The sequence below is a fragment of the Bariatricus sp. HCP28S3_A7 genome, assembly GCF_052066375.1.
Classification (GTDB): domain Bacteria; phylum Bacillota; class Clostridia; order Lachnospirales; family Lachnospiraceae; genus Allocoprococcus.
The window spans coordinates 77,115-97,128 of sequence record NZ_JBQHSG010000002.1; the positions used below are offsets into that span (position 1 = coordinate 77,115).

Annotated in this window: 15 protein-coding genes and 1 pseudogene; 3 read left to right on the forward strand and 13 right to left on the reverse strand. The window is 42.1% G+C overall.

Annotation, left to right across the window (positions count from 1 at the left end; all coding sequences use genetic code 11):
- Positions 1-99: 99 nt before the first annotated feature.
- The 4 genes and pseudogenes from ACTNA4_RS01750 to ACTNA4_RS01765 form a co-directional block, all read right to left on the reverse strand.
- Positions 100-495, reverse strand: a pseudogene (locus ACTNA4_RS01750) (group II intron maturase-specific domain-containing protein); the annotation flags it as partial.
- 225 nt (positions 496-720) lie between these two features.
- Positions 721-2,367, reverse strand: a complete 1,647-nt coding sequence (locus ACTNA4_RS01755; protein ID WP_441028293.1) for a glycoside hydrolase family 43 protein — start codon at positions 2,365-2,367, stop codon at positions 721-723.
- Positions 2,368-2,390: 23 nt separating this feature from the next.
- Positions 2,391-4,046: a glycoside hydrolase family 5 protein gene (locus ACTNA4_RS01760; protein ID WP_441028295.1), complete on the reverse strand. Its 1,656-nt coding sequence runs from the start codon at positions 4,044-4,046 to the stop codon at positions 2,391-2,393.
- 20 nt (positions 4,047-4,066) lie between these two features.
- A complete protein-coding gene (locus ACTNA4_RS01765; protein WP_441028297.1) occupies positions 4,067-5,422 on the reverse strand; it encodes an MFS transporter in 1,356 nt (451 codons plus the stop codon).
- A gap of 191 nt (positions 5,423-5,613) precedes the next feature.
- On the opposite strand from ACTNA4_RS01765, the gene ACTNA4_RS01770 reads away from it, so the two are divergent.
- Entirely contained in the window at positions 5,614-6,507 is an 894-nt protein-coding gene (locus ACTNA4_RS01770) for an AraC family transcriptional regulator (RefSeq protein ID WP_441028299.1), read from the forward strand.
- Between the two features lie 20 nt (positions 6,508-6,527).
- Here ACTNA4_RS01770 and ACTNA4_RS01775 read toward each other — a convergent pair whose 3' ends face one another.
- Complete coding sequence (locus ACTNA4_RS01775) at positions 6,528-8,540, reverse strand: beta-galactosidase (RefSeq protein WP_441028301.1); 2,013 nt, start codon at positions 8,538-8,540, stop codon at positions 6,528-6,530.
- 485 nt (positions 8,541-9,025) lie between these two features.
- On the opposite strand from ACTNA4_RS01775, the gene ACTNA4_RS01780 reads away from it, so the two are divergent.
- Complete coding sequence (locus ACTNA4_RS01780; protein WP_441028303.1) at positions 9,026-9,595, forward strand: peptidylprolyl isomerase; 570 nt, start codon at positions 9,026-9,028, stop codon at positions 9,593-9,595.
- 256 nt (positions 9,596-9,851) lie between these two features.
- On the opposite strand, the gene ACTNA4_RS01785 is transcribed toward ACTNA4_RS01780, so the two are convergent.
- The 5 genes from ACTNA4_RS01785 to ACTNA4_RS01805 form a co-directional block, all read right to left on the reverse strand.
- The gene (locus tag ACTNA4_RS01785; RefSeq protein WP_441024682.1) at positions 9,852-10,403 is read right to left on the reverse strand and encodes a M48 family metallopeptidase; all 552 of its coding nucleotides are present in this window, start codon (positions 10,401-10,403) and stop codon (positions 9,852-9,854) included.
- On the reverse strand, positions 10,403-10,804 hold the full coding sequence (locus tag ACTNA4_RS01790; protein ID WP_441028305.1) for a type II toxin-antitoxin system HicB family antitoxin: 402 nt from the start codon (positions 10,802-10,804) through the stop codon (positions 10,403-10,405). The genes ACTNA4_RS01785 and ACTNA4_RS01790 overlap by 1 nt, the downstream gene beginning before the upstream one ends.
- 162 nt (positions 10,805-10,966) lie before the next feature.
- Complete coding sequence (gene recQ, locus ACTNA4_RS01795; RefSeq protein ID WP_441028307.1) at positions 10,967-12,805, reverse strand: DNA helicase RecQ; 1,839 nt, start codon at positions 12,803-12,805, stop codon at positions 10,967-10,969.
- A gap of 11 nt (positions 12,806-12,816) precedes the next feature.
- Positions 12,817-13,755, reverse strand: a complete 939-nt coding sequence (locus ACTNA4_RS01800; RefSeq protein ID WP_427807253.1) for a TIGR03943 family putative permease subunit — start codon at positions 13,753-13,755, stop codon at positions 12,817-12,819.
- 16 nt (positions 13,756-13,771) lie between these two features.
- Positions 13,772-14,869, reverse strand: a complete 1,098-nt coding sequence (locus ACTNA4_RS01805; RefSeq protein ID WP_427819906.1) for a CobW family GTP-binding protein — start codon at positions 14,867-14,869, stop codon at positions 13,772-13,774.
- 172 nt (positions 14,870-15,041) lie between these two features.
- Here ACTNA4_RS01805 and ACTNA4_RS01810 point away from each other — a divergent pair, with 172 nt between their 5' ends.
- Positions 15,042-15,464, forward strand: coding sequence for a hypothetical protein (locus ACTNA4_RS01810; protein WP_441028309.1), 423 nt, complete (start codon positions 15,042-15,044; stop codon positions 15,462-15,464).
- A gap of 110 nt (positions 15,465-15,574) precedes the next feature.
- Here ACTNA4_RS01810 and ACTNA4_RS01815 read toward each other — a convergent pair whose 3' ends face one another.
- From ACTNA4_RS01815 to trkA, 3 genes are read right to left on the reverse strand one after another with little or no spacing between them, the layout of a single operon-like run.
- Positions 15,575-17,182, reverse strand: a complete 1,608-nt coding sequence (locus ACTNA4_RS01815; RefSeq protein WP_427807249.1) for a CvpA family protein — start codon at positions 17,180-17,182, stop codon at positions 15,575-15,577.
- A gap of 11 nt (positions 17,183-17,193) precedes the next feature.
- Entirely contained in the window at positions 17,194-18,639 is a 1,446-nt protein-coding gene (locus tag ACTNA4_RS01820) for a TrkH family potassium uptake protein (RefSeq protein WP_441028311.1), read from the reverse strand.
- 16 nt (positions 18,640-18,655) lie between these two features.
- The gene (gene trkA / locus ACTNA4_RS01825; protein WP_427807247.1) at positions 18,656-20,011 is read right to left on the reverse strand and encodes a Trk system potassium transporter TrkA; all 1,356 of its coding nucleotides are present in this window, start codon (positions 20,009-20,011) and stop codon (positions 18,656-18,658) included.
- Positions 20,012-20,014 lie beyond the last annotated feature (3 nt).

Sequence of the window (20,014 nt, forward strand, 5' to 3'; positions counted from 1 at the left end):
TATGCATGGCAACCGAGTAGGAGGAATTTCTCTTAATTGAGAAATTCCGACCTCTCACACCGTGCGTACCGTTCGGTACACGGCGGTTCAATCAACTTATCAAGCAACACACCTCTCGGTGTAATAGTCCAACATTGAAATAAGCCCAAATTGTTTAAGTCTCTTGGGACTTATTGCTCTTTGTATATCCGTCTTTGAGCATACTCTCGCTATGGCTTTCCCATTATATGCAGTTCTGTATGCCGCCCATTTTGGTATTCCTAGCTTAATAAGGTTCTTTGCTCTGTTTTGTGGCGTCTTCCAATGTTTCCATATGCACATACGCAATTTGTATCTGATATTTCTATCAAGTTCAGCGCATAAAGATTTCATACTACCTATCTTAAAATAGTTAACCAAACCTCTGATGAGCTGATTAAGTTTCTCAACCTTATAACTGCTGCTTACGCCCCAACTTCGACAAGTGAGTTCTTTCATTCGCTTCTTGAACTTTGCATAATAACTTACTTTTCATAACCTACAGCTTCCTTCAGATTCCACTTCACGATGAACACCTTGCTGTTCAGCTATACACTTCCCACTACCCGGGCATGTTCGGGACTTGCACCCGTTAGTGCGCGCCCATGGCGCGCAAACATAACAGAAGCCGGTGAGATTTCCTTCACCGGCTTCCTGTTTCTATCTGGTTTTCTTTTCTACACTTCAAGACGGCATTTTTGATTAGTCCACCATCTTTGTTTCATCTGCAATGTATTCAAAAAAATCAAAGTCCGCATAATGCTGATGCTTTACTCTGTCTGCACAAGTAATCCCTACCATAGTACCTGTAAATTCACCATATTTACAGTATTCGTCAGAGAACTTTGTAGTATCAAATACACGCCCAATTTTTTGATATTTCTCATTATCATAACTCCATTCAAACCAGGATTTTCTTCCTTCTATATAAAGCCGCAGATAAACCGGTCTGTCCTCCACAGGAATTCTTGTGTTTAAAAATTCTGTTTTTTCACCGTTTTCAAGATGAATAACAGAAAGTGCACATTGCCCTAAAGTTTCACTGTAATACTTTCTCAGATTAATATAATTCATGTTGTCGTAATATAAAATCAATCCGGCACTATGTTGATGAACCTCAGGTTCAAATTCCATTTTCGTGGTGATTCGCGCATACACACTGGTCAACTTTCGAGCTAAAATGCTTACCTGGTTTAAAGAAGTTCTGGATTCCTGTCCACGGATTCTAACATACCCTGGTCTTGCTTTTACATCTGCAAACCTCTGAGGCATAATTCGGGGGGCATAATAATACATTCCAAGTTCCTCCTGATCAAAATCGTCAAAGTCAGGAAGCCCCGGCATAGGCGTTTCAGGAAGAGAACTCTCCGGCACTTCCATTTTAGCCAGATTTCCCCCATCTTCCATACGAAGCCAATTATCCTCTGTCCACCTCATCTTCTGGATGGCTGTTTCCCTCCCAAGGGTACATCGTAGTTCCGGTACAAACGGGCGTGCTGTGAGATGAACCAAATAAACTTCGCCATCTGGTGTTTCCACATAACTTCCATGTCCAGATTTCTGCAGAACAGATTCTGGATTGTAATATTTTGGCTTCAGATGATCCGGATCCTGCCGCTCATTGGAGTATCCCGGAACAGAAGTTACAATCGGATTCTGTGGATCTTTTTCATATGGTCCCCATACTTCTCTGGCGCGTCCCATCGTCACACAATGATTATACCCCGTACCGCCTTCTGCACACATAATGTAATAGTATTTACCGTGCTTTGTTAAGTGCGGTGCCTCAATACATCCTCGATCCGTACCGCCGCACCAGATTCTTTTGGGATATCCTACAATTTCTTTTTTTTCCGGAGAATATTCTGCCATGCAGATAGCTCCCGGTTTTTCATACCCTTCTCTTGTTTCCCACTCCAAAGAAACAACATACTTCCTGCCGTCATCATCATGTAGAATCGATGCGTCAAAACCCGCAGAGTGCAGATAAACCGGCTCACTCCACGGGCCCCTGATATCCTTCGCTGTAATCAGAAAATTATCTATATCAAAATATCTTGCATTCATAGAATTCATGACGCCATATACAATATAAAATAACTCTTCTTTCGCACAGTAAGTCAGGCACGGAGCCCAAATTCCTTTCGCACTTGGCAGCTTTTTCAGGTCTACCTTCTCATCATCTGTCAAAACATGAGTATACAACTCCCAGTTCTTCAAGTCTCTGGAATGATAGACCGGAATTCCAGGAAACCATTCAAAAGTTGAAACTGCCAAATAGTAATCATCCCCTTTTCTGCAGATACAGGGATCCGGGTTAAATCCCGGTAAAATAGGATTATATATCATAATATTCTCCTTCGCATAATTTGTTACAGCTTGCGAACAATAATTGTATGGAGTATTATTTCCCCTTCCATACACTCTATCTTAACAGCTGCGTTTTCTCCTGAAGAAATGATACCAATCGGAATAGTTGTCAGCACTTCACTGGCCGATGCCTTGACGGTGAAAATCTTTTCCCGGGCTGTCACTTTGATTTCACACTCCTGCTCAGCCCTGTATGTAATAAAAATTTCTGCGTCCTGTTTTATTTCTCTAATGGTATAACATGCAAAATCCTCTTCTTCAAGCATGAGTTCTAAATGCATCCAGTCTCCGTACTTTGGCTTTCTCTCCACAGATGCAAAAGCATAGTCGGGACTTTCAAATGGTGTGAAGTCCGGCTCATTCACGATACGCATTCTGTCTTCGCGACGATAGCCGCTGAATACACAGTATGGATATGTTCCTTTGAAGGATTTTCCAACACCCGGCATCATATCATAACCGATCGCAGGAATTCTCACATCTGGTCTTCTTAGAACAGCATCTGCCCGGTCAACATGTAACTTGCAATTTTCAAATTTTATATTCTCCAACAATTGATCAAATATTTGAATTGCTTTGTCATATCCCGGCTTCGCACCTCCTTTCTGGGCATAATCACGAATTAAACCGAAACTCTCAGGTAATACAAATGTACACAGCAATGCCGCATCTGCATGTTCTTCCCCTTTATGGCACCAGACATTGACGCCGATATGATTCTCATATAACATCTCATATAACACCGTCATATATTCGTTATTCCCGCCTGTCTCTCCCATCCATACCGGCACATTCAACTCACTTGATACTGCTAAGATTGGTCCAAGGGAACCGAGATCGGGCAAAACTTCATACATATGCATAGCCATTACCCAGTTATGGTATTCCGGATCATAATTATGTCTGTAAATATCTGTTCTGGAAGCAAAACGGTGTCCCTGGAGGAATATGATATGTTTCTTATCAATCCTCCGGATTCTCTCAATGGCTTCATCATAAAACCGAATCAACGCCTGCAGGTATTTATTCCATGTCGGAAGTGCCAATGGCTCATTTAATAATTCAAAGCCGGCTACCACAGCCCTGTCTGCATATCGTTTTGCTATTTTTTCCCATAAGAGCATGGTTCTTTCCCAGCCCTCTTCATCGATAAACAAATGTGGAATATTGTCGACTCCATCATCACAAAGAATAGCACTCTGTCCGGCAACCGCCGCATGCATATCCAAAATTACATAGATTCCGTAATACTCGCACCAGTCAATGATCTGATCCATTGTCTGAAACACTTCTTCATCATAAACGACTCCGGGACATTCCTTCATCAGCGCTCTTGCATTCAGCGGAAGCCTTACAGAATTGAATCCAAGTTCTTCCATATTTTTAATATCTGCCTCTGCCAAATAGTTGCGATAATACTTTTTCCAGAAAATATCCGCATAATCTCTTCCACACACTTCTATGATCGTCTGATTGATCGAGCGCCCGCGATCCATCTCACCGGCCCGTATAAACGGTTTAAACTCTGGGTTAAATTCATGTGAACCAAATAAAAAACCCTCCTGATTCATCCAGTTTCCTGCTCCAAATCCTTTCAAAATGATTTCCTGGCCGCTTTCATTGATGATGATCCGGCCACTGGTTCTTAAAAACTCCATACTGATTCTCCCTGTATATTCTATTTATTCACCTTTTTCTCAATATCAAAGGCCAGAGATAAGACAACCCCTACAATACTGCAAATAATCGGAATCCCGGCAATCATTATCCTCATTGCCAGAATAGTGGTATCATTCTGAACTGCTGCTGAGGCAACATAACCGCCCCATGCAAGAAGCCATCCAACCAAAGCCGCGCCAAGCCCACTGCCTGCTTTAACGCCAAAGGTTGCTGTGCTGTTAAAAAGCCCTGCAAGACGAAGTCCTGAGCATCGTTCTTCATATTCAATGATATCACCAATCATCGGGATCAACAAAGAAGCGATCGGAGCAAGACCAACACCTTTTATTACTAGCCCTGCAATCAGCATCGGCAGGTTTGTTCCGGCAACATATACAATCACAAATCCAATAGCCTGCAAAACATATCCTAATATCAGTGTATTCTTCTTACCCAACTTGTTGCCGACATAAGGAACTGTTGTTGTAAGCAGAATAGTCGGCAGCATGCCGGCAATCGTCATCAGACCAAAAAGATTCCCATTTCCAAGAATATACATTGCATAATATACACCGCCGGCATTAAACGTATTAATAGTAATATAATTTGAAATTGAAAGAATCAATACAATGTAAAAATACTTATTTCTCAACAGAACCGGAAATCCCTGACGGAATGTTATTTTTGTTTCCTTTCCGTTTTCTTCAGGCATCTCTACCAGACATCTTCTTTCCTTACACACAATGCCTGTAATGAAAAGAATTACCATACTGATCAGTGCATATAATACAGCCATTCCCTTCCATCCAAATTTTCCTACCAGATTAATTGTGATCATATTAACTCCAATAATTGACACAAAACCAAAAATCTGATACGGTGCATTCAGTCCCATCCTCTCTTTTGTATCTCCAGTCATCAGTGACTGCATGGATACTGCCGCCAGACTGTTCACGGTATAGCAGATTACCCCTGCAAAAATATATGTAACATACATATACACTGTTTTGCCTAGTGTACTCATACCGTCTGGTACGGCAAAGACCAGAATCGTACTGAGTACAAATGGAATAATACTAAGTATAAACCAAGGTCTTGCCTGTCCCCATTTTGTGTCAGTTTTGTCAATAATGGTTCCCATGACAATGTCGGAAACAGCATCAAATATTCTTGCAATTAACAGCATTGTTCCAACGGTTGCCGCCGCTATTCCTACACTATCCGTATAATACAGCGTAATAAACGAGGCAATCGCTGTATTACAAATATTCCCTCCCATGTTTGACATTCCATAGGCCAGCTTTTCAAACATACTTATTTTTTGATGATTAAAGCTATCCAAGGTCATTTTCTGGTTTTCTGTGTTCATTCCCATCATCATCTTCCTCCTTTTAAATTTTAATAGCATAAACACTTTCTTTTTGATAATAGGATTATATATAATTTTTTCTTTGTATATCAGACTGCTAATTATCAATTTTTATATCAAATATTATCTTTTTATGTTATACTATAAGCAACTTGAAATAATGTAACGGGAAACAAAAGATGCAGGAGGAATATGCCATGAATCAATCTGAAATCAGAAAATATGAAATGTCTGCCACTATGGAAAGATCAGATGTATTCTTTATGAAAATTACAGAAAGCAGATACTCCATCCCATTTCACTGGCATAATGGAATCGAGATTATCTGCAATCTATCTGGGAAAGTATGGGTTTCTTTAAAAGACCGCACCATTGAATTAAACGAAGGCGAATTTTTTCTGGTCAATATTGGTACTCTTCATGCAACGAAAAGTACACCGGGTAATATCGGTATTCTTGTGGAATTTCCCAACGAATTTCTTAAAAAGTATATTCCTGACATTGAAGCCTGTTACTACGACATCAATCCACATACTACCGATCGGAAAATACAGACAAAACTTCAAATTTTTTTTAAAATACTTACAGACATGGATATTATCATCAGCATTAAACCCGAAGATTATATGCTTCGTTTCAACAGCCTGGTTTTTGAAATGCTGTTCCAACTCCAGCATAATTTTCGTATTCCCATGCCTGAAAGAAAAACCAAGACTCAGAAAAAGCATGAACAGCGCCTGTCCATGCTTATTGAATATGTATATTCTCATTACCGTGACCCGATTTCCATTCAGGAAGCTGCAAATTATGTACATTTACAGCCGCAGTATTTCTGCCGGTTTTTCAAAGAAAACATGGGAATATCCTTTCTGACCTTTGTCAATGATGTACGCCTATATTATGTTTATCAGGAACTCATGTCCACCAATCTTCCCATAGGTCAGATTATTGCGGAAAACGGCTTTACAAACTATGCCACTTTCCGCAAGTTATTTGATGCCAAATTCCACTGTACTCCAAAAGAACTCCGCAATTCTCACCCGGATGTTAAAATGGACTTTCTTATAACGGATAATAATACTGTACTATAACCACAATTGTCAATGATGATCTAACGTTCCTCAATGATCTTTACGTCCCAGGCCGGTATCTCCAGCATTTCCTGTGCTCCGATCCGGCTTCCGGATAACAGTTCCACTCCATCTTCATAAGTATATGACACCTTCTTTGCTTCAGCGGAGTAGTTTAAGAAATATTTGACTTTTTTACCGAAATCATTCGTTCCCTTTCGTACAATGATCGGATAAGCATATTCCGGCAAATCAACTTTCTGCTCCCGAAGCACATCTTGCATCACTGCCTTCAACGTTCCATTGTCAGTCATACATCCAAGATATACTGCGGTTCCTTTTCCGTAATGATTTTTTGTGACAGCAGCGTAGTCTTTCCAGTTATAATGCTTGTAAGAAGCCAGAACGTCTGCCCCTTCCGGTATCAAGAGTTCCATAAATACTTTTGCCTCCGCATCGGAAGCCTCTCTGATGATCGGTCCGGATAACCCAACATTCTTCGGAAATGTAAACTGACTGTATGTTACTCCCAGACACTGTTGGAGAATATGCGGCTGTATTTCATGGCTCACCTTTACATTTTCATTTGCAAACGCTGTTTTAAATGTCGCGACCAGACTTCCACCGTCCGCAACATATTGATTCAGTTTTTCCAGCAGCGCATCCGGTGCTGCATAAAGAGCCGGTACAAATATTACTTTATATTGACCGATATTTTCTGATTCCGGCCATATAAAATCACACTCCACATTCATCTGGTATAACGCATCGTAGATCCAGCGTACAACATCGTTGTATCCTATGCCATCATTACTTGCTGCAGTGGCCTGAATCCCGAACCATTTTAACGCGGTCAGTGCCTCATTGCTGACAAGAATCGCCACTTCATTCTTCTTTTTAAGATTCACCAGATGGCTTCCCAGCTCTGCAAATTCCCGTCCGATCACGCAAGCCTCACGATAAGTATCATTTTCCTGAAAATCATGGCTTAGCAGCCCCTTCCAGTAAGTTTCCAGCGAATTATGAATCGAATGCCAGTGCCAATACATCACGCTGTTAGCCCCTGAAGCCAGATGACTGTATGCCTGCAGTCTGAGCTGCCCTTTGTATGGCGTCCAGCCCGGAAACCCTTGTGCTTCCGTTTCAAGAAGAAGATAATTACTATTCTTAAGAGAACGTGCAATATCTCCACCGAATGCGATTTCAGTCCCCGTAAGATCATCCTGAGACGGGTGATAAATATCAGCACCTGCAATCGTCAAATGCTGTGCAGTTTTGTACTGATCGACATCCGGCTGTACTCCATAGGAGTATCCCCTCCATTCATAGTCAAAATTATGCGTAATAAACTGATCATTTCTCCGGTACTCATTTATAATATCCGCCTGCCAGCCCAGAAACTCATCCACCAGTGTTCTCTGAAATTTTTCAAACTCTGCTCCGAGACTTCCATTAATCGTCCCCCGTACATCCGGAAAATCTTCCCATGCATTGACCCGGTTGCTCCAGTAATCCAGTCCAAATTCCCGATTCATTGCATCCAGGTCATCATGAAATTTCCTGCGCAGATATTTTACGAATTTTTCCTGTACATTTTTGCCTGCTGTCCCATAATACTTCGTTTCATTATCTACCTGAAAGCCGATAACACATTTTCTGTGTGCCGTACATTTCATCAGTTCACGGATGACACGTTCTGCATAATAGCGGTATGCAGGATGGGTAATGTCCATAATCTGACGTGCCCCGTATATTTGTCTTCCGTTCACTGTGTCTGCCATAACTTCCGGGTGGGATTTGACCATCCATGTCGGCACCGCATAGGTAGGCGTTCCGATGATCACATGAATCCCGGCCTCCTCCATTGCATCCATGACTCTTTCCACATGCGAGAAATCAAATACATCCTCCTGCGGTTCACAGGTACTCCACGTGGATTCTGCTATTCTCACCGTATTAATACCGGCCTTTTTCATCATGGCGATATCCTGCTCCAACCGATCATATGGCATATACTCCTCATAATATGCTGCTCCAAAAAGAAGTTCATTCATTCTCTCATACCTCTCTAAAATCATTACTTTAAAGTAACCATTATTTCTTTAACCGCTTTATACATCTGCTCTCTGCTTTCTAACGGGAATACATTGTGCTCATCCGGATCACATCCAATCAAAATCTCTGTTGGCTCAACCTGTAAATCCACATAATATTGCTTATACTTTCCCTGAATACCACTATATTTGTAATCCGGAAGCCAGTCAATATATATGTCTGGTTATACATATAATCTGATAATAAAACATCAAACGGTGAGAACTCAGCATTCGCCATATTTTTCTCATTAAGATAGTTGATAACCTTCTTTTTCTTCGTTTGAAACATTCCAAATTCACTCCTTTATGCTAAATTTTCCCTTTCCGGATTTTATCCAATGTTATCATTATACCAGTTGTTCTCAATAAAGTCATTTTTTAAATTTCATTATTTTGAGTTCTGTAGTATAATAAGATCAGAATAAATGAACGAGGTGACTTTGATGAATCATCCAATTGCAAAAATATATACGAATCAGGGTATTATTACCGCCGAACTCTATCCTGAATACGCGCCAAACACTGTAAATAGTTTTATTTGGTGCATAACGCAAGGTATGTACACTAATCGGCTCATTTCTCGTGTTGTTCCGGGCTTTGTCATACAGTCAACTTATGATTTTTCAAAAGAACCTGACTGCGACCTGGTACTTAACGGGGAGTTCGCTTCTAATGGATTTAACAATCCAATTCAATTTGGAAAAGGAGTTCTGGGCATGGCCGGTGACGCAAGCAAAGAAGCGCATGGTTGCGGATTCTTTATTACATTATCCGACGATGTTAAGGAAAGACTCCAAGGCAAATTTGCTGCTTTCGGACGGGTTATCGATGGGTTTGAGGAAATAGAACGTATTGAAAATGTTCCTCTTCGTGACATTACCGATCATTCAGAAGGGCCTGATATTGTAATTAAGCAGCCTATTACAGATGAATTTATTAAGAAAATTGAGATTGAAACTTTTGGGGTGGAATATCCGAAGCCGGAAATCTTAAGATGGGGGTACGATTGCTAGTACACTAGTGTAACGAGCGATAATAAGTGGATCAATCACAATCTCTCAAAGTAACAAACAGGTGATTGATCCAGTTATATTTAATTCAGCCTTTCCTCATGTCTCCCATTTCTTATTACAATCCAGTATACAATTGTATAAAACATTCTTTCTCTTCTTCTGACTCAAACAACTGTAACCAGCTGCAGATTTCAACTGCACTGTCAATAAATGCCGTTCCCAGGGCAGTTATCACATTTTCCAAAAATCCTTTCAATCAATACCTGTGAAGTCCTCTCCCATTCTCCTTCAGCCACTTCTGATACTTCCTGTATTCCGGCATGGTATCTTCCACAACCTTCCAGAAGCGTGGAGAATGATTCATTTCCTTCCGATGAGCGAGCTCATGCACCACTACATAATCCAGCACTCCCGCCGGGGCAAATATCAGCCTCCAATTGAAGTTCAGATTTCCTTCGCCACTGCAGCTTCCCCATCTGGTCTTCTGGTCGCGAATCGCAATTCTTCCGTAACTGACACCCATCATTTGGGCATAATAGGAAACCTTCTGTTCAAAAATTTCTCTCGCTTTATCTCTATACAATCTTTGCTCCGCTTCACTGAGCGGCTGGATTTTCATCGAATCCGCTTCTTTCTCCTTCTGTTCCTCCACTTTGGCAAGAACCCATGCTTGTTTCTCTTTTAGAAATGTGTCAATTCTGGACTGTGGACAATTCCGCGGAGCGCGTACCAGGACAGAACCGTCCTGGCGCACTTCCACTGCTATTGTTTTCCTTGAAGACTTAATTATCTCATACGTGATGTACATTATCCTCTTCCCTTTGCTTGAATTCTCTGAATCAAAGCTTCCTGAAGGACTTGTGAAAAATTAATTTCCAACGCCATAGCTTCTTCATTTAACCACTCAGGGATGCTCAATGTCTTTTTAACGGCTTTTGAATTATGCTTTTTCTGATATTCCATCATGTCAAAACTAATTACAACCAACACACCATCTTCTACATGAATGTTTTCCGGACTTGATGGTTCAGGAATCATTTCTTTTTCCGTTTTCCTGCTAACAAGTGCAAGCCCCAGTGCTTCCACTGCCATTTCATAAGCATGTTTCATATCATTCCCCTCTGTATAACACTCCGGCAAATCTGGAAAGGACACCCAGAATCCACCTTCTTCCTGATGAAAGATCGCAGGATAAAACATTTTGCCCATAAAGACACCTCCATTTTTATACTATCTATCTGTTATCCCCGCCTGTTTTAGGATTGCCTGTTCCATTCTTTTTGAGAAGTCTTATCATCTCCTTGGGAGTTATCGGCATTCTTATGTAGCTCCTTTCTTTACTTGCAATTATACTACGTATTATTACGTGTGTCAATTCAATATCACTTCTAGAAAGCTCTCCCCATACTTCTGATACTTAAATTCCCCAACACCGCTTACCTTAAGCATCTGCGCTTTATTTTCCGGCCTCACCTGGCACATATGTACCAGGGTCTTATCCGAGAACACAATATATGGCGGCACTTTTTCTTCTTTCGCGATTTCCATCCGGAGCTGACGCAGCTTCTCAAAGAGTACCTCCTGTTCATTCGAAAGCAGTACTCCGGCCGTTCTTTTCTTCTTTTTCACCGTAGTCTTTTCCGGCTTTTCCTGTTCCTTCGCCATTTTCATGGAGATCTGGACTTCTCCTTCCAGTAAAGAATCTGATTTTCCAGTCAGCTTCACCAGCATATATTCGTCACTTGTTGTCGTCAGATACTCTTCCAACAATAGGTGATTGAAAATCTGGCGGAGCCTCCATACCGGTACTTTCGCCAGAGTCCCGTAACATGGATTTTTATCCATTTTGTATTGTCTGATCTTTGCGGTGTTCGCACCGTGTACGGTATCCAGAATCACATTGATTCCATACCTCTGTCTGCTTGTCTTCACGCATTCTGTAATCTTTTCCGCCTCGACGGTCACATCGACCGTTTCAAACTGACTCAGGCAGTTGGAACAATTTCCACAGTAATTCGATCCATACTCACCGAAATAACGAAGGATATAGTCTCGCAGGCACTCATTTGTAAAACAATAATACGTCATTTTCTTCAGTCTTTCACGGTCACGCTCCATCACGATTGCCCGGGTAAAATCATCCAGTTCTTCATTATCCTGATTGTATTCAATAAACCGCTGATTTGTAACCACATCCTGCCCGCAGTAAAATAATATGCATTCTCCGGGCTCTCCATCCCGCGCACATCGTCCGACTTCCTGATAATAGGATTCCAGATTTTTCGGCATATTATAATGCACGACATAACGGACGTTGGATTTATCGATGCCCATACCAAATGCATTAGTCGCAACAATGATCTGCTTCCGGTCATAGATAAAATCGTCCTGATTCTCACGTCTTTCCTTATCGGAAAGTCCCGCATGATAACGGGTCACCGAAAATCCGTCGTCCTCCAGGCGGACACACACTTCCTCCACCAGCTTTCTGGTCAGACAGTAAATGATCCCGCACTGTCCCGGATGCATTTCCACAAATTGTTTCAGGGCACTGTATTTATCCTTTGGTGTCTGTACCCCGAGATAAAGATTCGGCCGGTCGTAACCTGTTGTCACCAGTACCGGATCCCTCAGCATCAGAATATCGATCATATCCTCACGGACTTCTTTCGTCGCAGTAGCGGTAAATGCACTGATGACCGGGCGCACCGGAAGCTTGTCCACAAAATCGGTGATCTTAAAATAACTGGGCCTGAAATCCTGTCCCCACTGGGATACGCAGTGTGCTTCATCCACAGCCACCATTGAAATCTTTGCATGCAGTGCAAAACTTAAAAACTCTGCAGTCTCCAGCCTTTCCGGTGCTACATAGATAATCTTATATCGTCCTTCTGCCGCAAACGCGAGTGCTTTTTGATATTGTCCATATGTAAGGGAACTGTTGAGGAATGCTGCATGAATTCCGACTTGATTAAGAGATGCCACCTGATCCTTCATAAGTGAGATCAGCGGCGAGATTACAAGAGTGATTCCTTCCATAATAAGTGCCGGAATCTGGAAGCAAAGTGATTTTCCTGCTCCGGTTGGAAGGATTCCGAGCACATCCCGCCCGGACAGGATGCTGTCGATCAGCTTCTCCTGTCCGGGGCGGAAATCTTCATATCCAAAATATTGTTTTAAAATCTGATATTTTTCTTCTGTTTTTATCATTTTCACCTCAGTTAAAGATAGACTACTACTTCTTCCGGCTTTTGAGCTTTTTCCATCTCCAACAGATAAAGTACCGGCTGTTTCGGAGCAAATCTTCGTACAGATTCATATTCAAAACGCGCCTTGATCCGAGCCCATCCTCTCTGTTCAAACTGCAGTTTTCCGGATATTTTGCACGGATACCCATAAAATCTCACATCGTCCGCACAGCAGGTCATGATCTGTCTTCCCGGAATCATTAGGTTATCCGGCATTCCTTTCGGTCGGAACGTCTGCGCCAGAAATGTGATCTCTTTGTGCAGATAATGCTCTGGATGCTCATACGCATCCACATACCAGGTTCCGAAATCCACATCATCGACCTCAATCTCATCCGCTTTGATATCAAATGGAAGGTCTTCTTCCGTCTGGGGGATGATCTGTCCGTCTTCATCCTCAAAGATCAGCTGTGCCTGCGGGTTCTGGATCTTCAGTGCTCTTCGAAATGCAGACCGGTCTGTCCCTTCTCCACAGCGGTTGATGACGATCAGCTCCGATTCGGTGAGCTGGCTCATCAGCATATTGCGCATATTTTTCAGATACATATCCAGCGTTTCGCCATTTACCGTAGAATAAACGCCCTGGATTTCCCAGTTTTCCGGATATTCCTCGTCCATGATCTCCTGAAGATCCCATGTACCATTGTACTCAATGACAACCTGCGCCGGGTGATACGTGCGTTCACAATTATCAAAGAAATCCCCGTTCAATTGCTCCCGTTCCTCTATTTCAAGGAGAAACATACCATTTTCATCCAGATAACTCTCTGAGTACTCTTCTTCACCCTCTTCACACTGTAAAAGAAGTGTCGGCCCATCTTCGATCCATTCCTGCTTCATGAGGGTATCCTTCACGAAAGTCGTTTTGCCGCTGTCCAGAAATCCTGTACAGATATAAACCGGTGTCATCATCTTTCCCACCTCCGGTCTAAATATGGAACAGCTTCATAAGCTCGTCTTCCTTCAGATCTGTTCCAATCACGCAAAGGCGGCCTGTATAATCAGCCTGTCCTGCACGGATCTCAAATTCCTCCGGAACCATATCAAACTGCTTCCATGAACCGTCTTCCATCTGAATAATGCCTTTTGCGCGAAGAATCGTTCCGTAAGCTTCCGTCTCTGTCAATGCTTTCAGGATAAAATCAAGTTCATCCTCGGTATATTTGTGAGCTGTTTCTTTGCCCCAGCTTGTAAATACTTCATCCGCATGGTGATGTCCATGGTGATCATGATGATCGTGGCATCCGCAAGTGCAATCCGGACCATGGTCATGATGATGGTCATGGTCACAACACTCCTCATCGTGATGATGGTGATGATGCTCGTGATCACAGCATTCCTCCTCTTCATGATGGTGGTGATGATGCTCGTGATCGCAACATTCTTCCTCTTCATGGTGATGGTGTTCTTCCAGAATGCCTTCAATCTCGGCACCATGCTCCAATGCGCGCTGTACTGCTTCTTTTCCAAGTTCTTCCCACGGTGTTGAAATAATGGCCGCATCCGGATTCTTCTCTCTCAAAATATGAACACATTCTTCAATCTTTTCATCCTTCATCATCTGTGTTCTGCTGATTACGATCGTGGATGCATGCTCCACCTGATTTTCGAAGAATTCTCCGAAATTCTTCATATAAATCTTTGCCTTTTTCCCGTCCACAACCGTGATCCGGCCATCGATCTCAATATCTGCCTCTTCTTTGACACCTTCAATAGCCTTTACTACGTCAGACAGTTTTCCGACTCCGGATGGTTCGATGATCACTCTGTCCGGCTGATACTCTGTAAGAACTTTCTGAAGTGCTTTGCTGAAATCCCCGACCAGTGTACAACAGATGCATCCTGAATTCATTTCTGTGATCTCAACTCCTGCATCTTTAAGAAAACCGCCGTCGATACCGATCTCGCCGAATTCGTTTTCAATCAGAACCAGCTTCTCTCCGGGAAACACCTCCTCGATCAGCTTTTTTATAAATGTTGTTTTACCTGCACCTAAAAAACCTGAAATAATATCTACTTTTGTCATTTTTCATCCTCTTTTCAATCGATCTTTACGTCTGCATGGCTAATTGTATCACACTTCCTAAAAAGTTGCAAATAAATGGGGTTGTTTATCCTTTGTGATTAGTGTATAATGGTTCCAAGAGAAAGAGTACCATTTTTAGTACAAAATATACGTAAAAAGGAGACTTGTAGATATGGTAAATTTATTAACAGGCCCAAAGGGTAGTGGAAAAACACAGCAGATGATCGAGCGTGCGAATGAACTGGTGAAAGGTTGCGACGGACATGTATTTTTTATCAAGAAGAGCCATCGCGATACATACAGCTTATCTTTCAACATCCGCGCTATCTGCATGGATGATTACGATGTAATCACGAACATCGATGAATACCTGGGATTCATTTACGGTATGACAAGTGCAGACCACGATATTCAGGCAATTTTCATTGACGGTATTTTAAAACATGCTAATATCGCTCTTGAAAATATTCCTACTTTTATTGAAAAACTGAAAAAGATTTCTAAAGACAACAATATCGATTTCTATATCAGCATCAGCGCTACAAATGAACAGCTCGGTGATGTGAACATGGAAGGCTGCCAGATTCTGAATTAAGATTGAAAATAAACAAGGGAAAGGACGTAACATATAAATGCTGCGTCCTTTTTTGTTCCTATACATAGACAAATATCTGCCGACATTCTCGCCGGCAGATATCCATTTCTTTATTTTTCCAGAGACAAAACCGTGTTCGTCTTCTCTCCTTTTTTATATTCTACAGTTACTTCATCACCAATTTCATATCGGATGATATCAATATAGTCCACAACAGACACATCAAAAATATCTTCCGAGCCTTCGATCATGATATAATAATGCGATGTTCCGTCAATGACCGCCTGTGCAATTTTAGTGATCTTTCCTTTGATTTCCAGAACTTCTCTTTCATCTTTTTCTGCTTCTTTCACTCCATTGGTAAGGAGAAGTTCATTATACTCCTGCTCACATTTGCTGACCGTATCACCAATCGCAACCAACTGGTACTTCTGGACGTTTACCATCGCATATTTCTTGACCAGACCGGCATCATCTTTCAGTGCGATGAAATACGTCGGCTCGCCCGAGATATTCAGAAGCAGCGGGAACGTAGCCACATAATGCAGATTCTGCACCTGACCTTCAGCTGAATCCATGGCAGAGTCCTCAATCGCACCTTCGACTGCATAGTATTTTGTCTCCATCGTTCGCTGATTCATCAGCACGAACCCGACGTTGGACTGATCGCTGTTTACAGAAGTTACACCTGTATAAACCCATACGTCATCATCGATTGCAAGATAATTATAGCCGTTCGTCGTCTTCAGGCAGTCTTTCTGACTCAGTATGCTGTTCAGAAAACCATGCTTTAACGAGCCATAATAATCATATAATTCTATCAGAAGATCTGCTGAATACGCACGGTCAATCCACTCCGGTACTTCATCGATCTTATAGTCTTCCATTTCACCGGTAATGGCATTACACAAAACCACACGTCCTACGGTTACCCCGCCAAACAGACCGATATTGTATTTCATTACCGGTGCGATCCAGTATGGAACTCCGTCATCGTCAATCTCAAAACTGAGATCCCCATAAATATAAGTCGGATGCGCAAACCTCAGATGACGATAAATATTCCTTCCAAAGTACTCACTGGTCGAATACTTCATACCTTCGTCCAGCTTTACCATTTCCGTTGTCTGGCTGGCCATGTCGATCCGGATATAAGCCGGGATTCCTTCTTTGCGGTTTGTAAACCATTTAATCAGACTGGCATACCGAAGCGGAGATACCCTGACCGGACGGTTTTTGTAGTTGATCTGGCTGTAAATATCATCGACTTCAAACTGCGAAACCATGTCAGACATACTTCCCATCTTGCGGTTACCCAGAATCTGTGCCGAATCCCTGTCGAGAAGCGGAATCTGATCAAAGGACAGTTCTTCAATATCCTGTGTAAATTCTCCGTCCTCCACCTTAAGAAGCTGCTGATATTTCTTTGCGTTGATCACCGGTGAAGAAAGAAAGCTTCCAATCAGGTATACCAGCAGAAGAACAATGAACAGTCCGATGATCACCTTCAAAAACTTGGAATCACTGATCTCCTTTCTTCTTGAAATTCCTCTTTTCAGGGCATAAATAATTCCAACAACGGCAACCAGTACAAGAATAAAGTACCATACATCCGCCGAATGAATATTAAATGCTGGGAGCGCCAGATAATAGTAGATTCCTGCCAAAATCAAAAAAATAACAACTCCCAGAATAGTTCCTTTCTTTTTCACATTCATTTCCTCCTCTTTTAAAATTTTTTATTCCAAAGTGTTGGTGTAAACAACATCAGAAATGGAAATATCTCCAGTCTTCCGATCAGCATATCAAAGCAAAGTACCAGTTTTGAAAAGCTATTGAATTTAGCAAAATTCTCCACCGGACCGACCAGTCCCAGCCCCGGTCCAACATTGTTCAGAGTCGTAAGTACCGCCGTAAAGGATGTCTCAAAATTATAATTGTTCGCAGAAACAAGCAAAACAGAAAGAGCAAGAATAATAATATATGCACTGATATAAACATATACGCCCCGCATGGTCTCTTCTTTCACCCTTTTTCCGTTTACCTTTACAATGGATACTCCCTTCGGGTGCAGCATCGACTTCAATTCCCGTCCGATACTCTTGATCAGGATCAGAAATCTGGAAACCTTGATACCACCACCCGTCGACCCTGCACACGCACCAATGATCATCAAAATCAGAAGCACCATTTTCGAAAGTTCCGGCCACAGATTAAAATCCACAGTCACGAAACCCGTCGTTGTTATGATTGCCGCCACCTGAAAAGAAGCATAGCGAAATGCTTTCCCAACAGAGTGATACATTGGAGTGATATTCACCACTATCATCACGACAGCGACTGCGATAATTCCCAGGTAAGCACGAAGTTCTTCATTTTTCAGAACATTTTTAACATCTTTCATTAACAGGAGGAAATACATGTTAAAATTAATCCCGAACAAAATCATGAAAACAGTGATCACACCATCAATATAAGCGCTGTTAAAATGTGCCACACTGTTATTGTAGGAATTAAATCCTCCGGTTCCGGCTATGCTGAATGCATGCGTCACACTGTCAAAAAGGCTCATCCCTCCGCAAAGGAGCAGGATGATTTCCAATACAGTCAGAATGAAATACATACCATACAACAGTTGCGCCGTTCCCCTTGCCTTTGGGACCAGTTTGTCTGCTTCCGGACCCGGAACTTCCGCACGCATCAGATGCATGGAATTCTTTTCATCAAGGGATGTCAGCACCATTACAAACACCAGCACACCCATACCACCGATCCAATGCGTCAGTGCACGCCAGAAATTCATACATTTGGGCATACTTTCGATATCCATAAGTATAGTCGATCCCGTCGTGGTGAAGCCTGAAACAGTCTCAAAAAACGCGTCGATAAAATTCGGTATACACCCGGACAGAAAAAATGGAAGCGCTCCGAACAGTGACCAGAAGATCCATGCCGTCGCCACGATGATCAGCCCTTCTTTCGTGTAAATCATCGTATCTTCGGGTTCTTTTCTCCCCCATATGAAATAGCAGACGCAAAGGAGTGTCGACGCCACAAGAAAATATGCCGACTCCTTCTCACTGTACATAAGCCCTACCATCATCGGAATTAAAAGCAGAATCGCCTCAACCCCAAGCATTTTTCCAATGATATATTTTGTCATTTTCTTATTCATTGCTTACATTCTCCTGCTAAAGCATTATATCAGTGATATCCTGTACTTTTTTTTCTGTCGTTACCATCACTACACTATCCCCGACCTTCATACATTCATCACCATCCGGAATGATCACCTGACGTCCCCGCCCAATGCAAGCAATCAGGTTGTTCGCTTTAAAACTAAGTTCTTTCAACGGAATATTGGTATAATTTGTCTCTTCTTTGATAATAAACTCGAGAGCCACTACTCTTCCGCCGACAAGCTGATACATGGATTCAACATTGACGCTGCGAAGCGAATTCTGACGAGCACGCACATAACTCATAATCGCGTCAGCAGTCGCTGTTTTCGTGGAAACCAAAGCATCAATATCCAGTTCCTGCACCAATTGTGCTCTGCTGTCTTCATTGACCTTAGCCACTATCTTATCCACACCCTTGGTTCTTCCAAACAATGCAAGTATAATATTCTCCTCATCCACATTAGTAAGATTGATCATGGCATCTGCTTCTTCAATGCCCTCTTCAATCAGCAGATCATGATCTGCTGCATCTCCGCATATAATAGTCGCCTTCGGAAGCTCTTCACAGAGTGACTCACACTTTTTCAGATCTTTTTCAATGATCTTCACCTGCATTCCAAGAGCAATCAGCTGTTTTGCAAGATAATATGCCACTCGGCTGCCTCCGCAGATCATGACTTTCTTTACTTTTCTTTTTCTTCCGACAAATCGGAAAAACTCTTCGATATATTTATGGGAAGCGACCAAGTGAAGTCTGTCCCCGACCTTTACCAGAAAATCTCCATCCGGAATAATCACATCATTCCCTCTTCGCACCGCACAGATAAGCAGTTTAATCTGATACTTCTGATAAATATCAGAAAGCTTCATCCCGTCCAGCCTGCTCTGTTCTTTTACAATATATTCTACGAGTTCAGCTTTTCCTTTCATAAATGTCTCAACCTTTGCGGTATCGGGAAGAAGAATCGCCCGTGAGATTTCAAATGCTACCGCAAGTTCCGGATTCACTGCCATACTTAGTCTGAGATCCTCTTTCAAAAGATCAATTTGCTGATAGTAGATAGGATTTCTCACACGTGCAATGGTGTGCTTTGCTCCCAGTTTTCTTGCCAGAAGGCAGCTTACCATATTCAATTCATCTGTAGACGCACAGGCTATAACCAGATCTGCATTCGGAACTCCCGCCTGTCTCTGGATTTGAGCATCTGCTCCATCCCCGTTGATGCACATAATATCCAAATTATTGATTGCTTCTTTCAGTTTCCCTTCATTTCGATCAATCAGTACGACATCGTAATTTTCTTCGGATAATTGTGTCGTCAATTTATGTCCAACTTTTCCGTCCCCAATAATTACAATTTTCATTTA

Excerpts from the sequence above, each read along its gene's own strand:
- ACTNA4_RS01755 (WP_441028293.1), bottom strand. The coding sequence starts at position 2,367 with ATGATATATAATCCTATTTTACCGGGATTTAACCCGGATCCCTGTATC.
- ACTNA4_RS01760 (WP_441028295.1), bottom strand. The coding sequence starts at position 4,046 with ATGGAGTTTTTAAGAACCAGTGGCCGGATCATCATCAATGAAAGCGGC.
- ACTNA4_RS01765 (WP_441028297.1), bottom strand. The coding sequence starts at position 5,422 with ATGGGAATGAACACAGAAAACCAGAAAATGACCTTGGATAGCTTTAAT.
- ACTNA4_RS01770 (WP_441028299.1), top strand. The coding sequence starts at position 5,614 with ATGAATCAATCTGAAATCAGAAAATATGAAATGTCTGCCACTATGGAA.
- ACTNA4_RS01775 (WP_441028301.1), bottom strand. The coding sequence starts at position 8,540 with ATGAATGAACTTCTTTTTGGAGCAGCATATTATGAGGAGTATATGCCA.
- ACTNA4_RS01780 (WP_441028303.1), top strand. The coding sequence starts at position 9,026 with ATGAATCATCCAATTGCAAAAATATATACGAATCAGGGTATTATTACC.
- ACTNA4_RS01785 (WP_441024682.1), bottom strand. The coding sequence starts at position 10,403 with ATGTACATCACGTATGAGATAATTAAGTCTTCAAGGAAAACAATAGCA.
- ACTNA4_RS01790 (WP_441028305.1), bottom strand. The coding sequence starts at position 10,804 with ATGGGCAAAATGTTTTATCCTGCGATCTTTCATCAGGAAGAAGGTGGA.
- recQ (WP_441028307.1), bottom strand. The coding sequence starts at position 12,805 with ATGATAAAAACAGAAGAAAAATATCAGATTTTAAAACAATATTTTGGA.
- ACTNA4_RS01800 (WP_427807253.1), bottom strand. The coding sequence starts at position 13,755 with ATGATGACACCGGTTTATATCTGTACAGGATTTCTGGACAGCGGCAAA.
- ACTNA4_RS01805 (WP_427819906.1), bottom strand. The coding sequence starts at position 14,869 with ATGACAAAAGTAGATATTATTTCAGGTTTTTTAGGTGCAGGTAAAACA.
- ACTNA4_RS01810 (WP_441028309.1), top strand. The coding sequence starts at position 15,042 with ATGGTAAATTTATTAACAGGCCCAAAGGGTAGTGGAAAAACACAGCAG.
- ACTNA4_RS01815 (WP_427807249.1), bottom strand. The coding sequence starts at position 17,182 with ATGAATGTGAAAAAGAAAGGAACTATTCTGGGAGTTGTTATTTTTTTG.
- ACTNA4_RS01820 (WP_441028311.1), bottom strand. The coding sequence starts at position 18,639 with ATGAATAAGAAAATGACAAAATATATCATTGGAAAAATGCTTGGGGTT.
- trkA (WP_427807247.1), bottom strand. The coding sequence starts at position 20,011 with ATGAAAATTGTAATTATTGGGGACGGAAAAGTTGGACATAAATTGACG.